The following is a 3,654-nucleotide window of genomic DNA, read 5'->3' on the forward strand; positions in this document are numbered from 1 at the left end:
ATAAGATCTATTGTATATCGGTTGATGGTTGTGAATCTATGAGTTGCTAAGTGATTGTTTCAAATTCGTTTAAATCAAGAATCTTAAAAAATAAAAGTTTGGATTGTTTAGAAATAGGGACCTCAAACGAGAAATTCTCGACGGAATCACGTCCTGGTAGATCGCATTTGTGTCATGCGACAAGCTACGGAGCCTCTACGATTTGCACGGAATTTTCTACGAGATGTGCTCTGCGCGCGTAGCGGGCTCAGCCACGAGTTCAAAGTGATCTGTGGTGAGTGGTCGTGTAAACCTGCCGATGCTGAGAAACAGTCAATTGAGAAAACTACTTTTTCTGCTTCAGCAGTCGATCGACGGTACGTAATGCCTGATTGAAATCGCCGACGAACGTGACGTTTCCCTGCTGATCGATGACTGCTGCCTGAGGAATTCCCCGGACACTATAATCGCGCATCGTCTGGCCGAACCAGCCTTTTTCGTTTGAAGGCTGGTCGATCGCCAGTTGATATTCGATCTTCTCCTTTTGGGCAAACTTCTGCAACGCTTCGACTGTTGTGTGACTGTCGTGCATGCCTATCAGAACGAACGGCTGGTCGGCATAGTACCGGGCGGCAGTACTGACCTCTGGCAGTTGACCGATGCAGGGGCCGCATCTTGTGCCCCAGAATTCAACCAGTACCACTTTACCAGTCAGATCGGGAGCCGCTGATTCCCCGTCTGCCGTCAGCCACCTGGCTGGTTTGAGTCGCGGAGCCCGTGTGCCGTACTGAATGGTGTTTTCCATTTCATGGCTGATCCTGGGATGACGATTCAGATAAGCGGCAAAGTCACTTACCGGTCCGCGAAGTGTGGATTGAACAGCTCGAACGGGTCCATTGTGTGCTGCCTTCGGGGGAACGTGCCGGGAGTCGACGATCATGGCTCCCGTCGGTAAGGCAATGGCGAAAGCGTCTGCAGGAAAGGACGCCAGGACTTCGACTTTCTCGATGAGATAAACTCTTAACGACTTCAACCTCCCCTGATACATACGCCAGGAGATATGCATGCGGGGTAGAATCAGACCGCCTGGGTGTTCCGTGGGTGCGAAATAGAGCTTTATACTATCTGGTTCATCGAGGCTGGTACCGTATGATGTTTCAAAAATGAAACCGGTCTCCTGGTCCATCACATGACGATGTGAGAGTTTCTTTGACTGTCCTTCATAAATGATTCGCTTGCCCTCCTGGTGAATCTCAATTTCGGGCTTTTCTGTGCTGTTTTGCGATGGTCGATATCTATACGGGGATGGCCAGTCGCAAAGATCTCGCGGCGAATCGATGTGTAGATTGAATCCGCCGTTACGTCTTCGGGAAACGTTTGCCTGATTGTTCGCATCATCATATCCAAGTGTGTCCCAACCATCGGTGACATGGCTGCTGTTCGGCAGAGGCTGACCATCGGCGTCAAAGTGATGAGTGCTTCGAAAGCCCGGGTGATAGTAGCGATCTTCGCGGTAGTGGTTTCCCTCTGCTGTGATCACCTGTTTCCACCAGTTCAATTCTCCCGCCTGATGTTTTGCGAGTAGATTACTGATGTCAGGCAGTTGATTGGGATCCAGGGATCGTAAATCTTTGAGTAACGCTTTGGTCGCAAGCGCTTTTCCATGAATGAACAGCGTGCGTGTTGTAATCCGCAAGGGAGTGCTTCTGAGCAAGTCCGCTTGCGTGTTCCATTTGAGCTGAATCTCTGGCGGGTAAATTGAAGATTCACCAGACTTTGGTTCGTCATCTGCCAGTTGTGAGGGGAGAAATTGTGGGGGAGTCAGTTCAAACCGGACCTCCGTAATCTCACCGCCGGTGAGCTTCAAACGTTCTCCGCGACTACCATCGGCTTGTGCGAGTGTCAAAGGTTCGGCGACGACGAAACGGCGCATGCCCGGCTCGATGAAAGCCTGTATTTCACCCGCCGCATTGGTTTTGGGATAGTCGACAAACACGGTCTGGGTCGAGACCGGCAGTTGTGTGCTCGAATCATAAGTTTCGTAGTTGAGACGCACACCGGGGATCGGCTGTCCCGATATTTTATCGAGCACAGTCAGTTTCACAATCGCCGCCGGTCTTAACTTGAGAGTGACGTTTACATCGTCAGTTTTTTCGGAGGCCTTTTTTTCAGGTACAGAGTATTGATGGCTTAAAAAGACAAAGGGCTGATCGGGGGCTGGCTCTGCAATCAGCTCATATTTATCTGGAATCAGCCGCAGCATTGCATTGCCCTGGCTGTCAGTTCGCGCCTGGATTCCTCCGCGTCGAACCTCGCCGATATGATGCGCTGTGACAAGTACATTGGAAACAGGCTGACCGGTCGTACTATGAATAACGTGGACCGTTACATTACGAGGGGCATCGAACTCGTGGTTGAGTTCTCCGTCGTAGCCGACAGCGACTTCTCCTCTTCGTGATCGGTCTTTGACCGTCGTCAGCAAGGTAAATCGCCAGGGATCAAAGGTGGGGCCCGGATCGATATTCGCCAGATAACTGCTATCCCGGCGGAGTTGAGTGAATTCGTAAAAGCCTTGCGCATTGGTCCGTGTTTCACGAAATTCAGCAGGGAGTGATGGAATTCCATCGAAGGAAATCGGGTCAGTCACCGGATCATTGTCATTTCCCAGAAAGCGACACGACCACGTTCCCCATCCTCCCGGGTTTCGCAGATTATCAGTTAAGCCTAATTGCACTTTGGCGCCGGCTAAAGGTTGTCCCTGTTTGTCTGTGATGCGACCTCGCAGTTTCGCAGGCGCATCAAACTTCAGATCCACGTTGATCGGTTCTTTCAGATAAAAGGCGCGCGCCGTGGTCTGCGCATTCCGGTCGCCGTTCTCGGTCCCCTGGGGGCGTGTATCGGGTCGATACGCGCGGTCTGGATGCCAGGTAAACCCAAAGTTGGCTTTGGTTCCGAAAACGATGAATTTGCCTTCAGCCGGCTTCGGGATGGGATTGGCCCGCTGGCGCGCGACGAGCAGTTGAATATCTTTTAATTCGAAATGTCCGTTTTCGTCACTTCTGGTGTGGCCGCGCAACCGCTCAAAATCGCCTGGAGTCACCATTGCATAATTAGTAACATAAATGTCTGCGTCTTTGAGCGGATCACCGGCGACTGTGCGCGCAATACCTGTGATCGTCACACGGTGCAGCTCTTGTCCGTAACCGCCGCCATCCTCGATGGTACTGAGAATTTCAACTTCAGGAGGCCGTTTCGTTTCTGGCTGAGTGTTCTCTTGTTTTGATGCGTTCGGCTTGGTTTTGTCTGGTGCCAGAACGAGCTGAGCTGACGTAACCTGAGTTGTGTTCTGTGGCTCTTCCGCGGCATTGGTCGGCGACCGTAGAGCACTCGTGGCGAAAATACCCATCGCAAGCAACACTGGCAGAACCGTACGGCATTTCTTCAGAGACCAGAACCACTGGCTGCAAAAACTGACCATTGAAATCTCCCGGGGACAAGTTTGATTTGAAACCAGCTTCTCATGGTTTTCATATATGTTTGCCTGGGGTAGTGGCATTCGACTGCCGACTCTGGCTTCGCCAATCCGATCGATGAGCAAATTCCCTTTTCCGCAGCCTTCAGACTTTACACTATATACTATTTACTGCAAGAGTAAGATCAATAAAATACCCTTTA

General features: G+C 51.1%; 1 protein-coding gene. It reads right to left on the reverse strand.

The genetic code is table 11. The features are described from left to right. Positions 1-325 precede the first annotated feature (325 nt). Positions 326-3,457 (reverse strand): TlpA disulfide reductase family protein, encoded by a 3,132-nt coding sequence (locus Q0294_RS05800; protein WP_299461835.1) that lies wholly within the window; start codon positions 3,455-3,457, stop codon positions 326-328. Positions 3,458-3,654 lie beyond the last annotated feature (197 nt).

The sequence above is a fragment of the uncultured Gimesia sp. genome, assembly GCF_937919775.1.
Lineage (GTDB): Bacteria > Planctomycetota > Planctomycetia > Planctomycetales > Planctomycetaceae > Gimesia.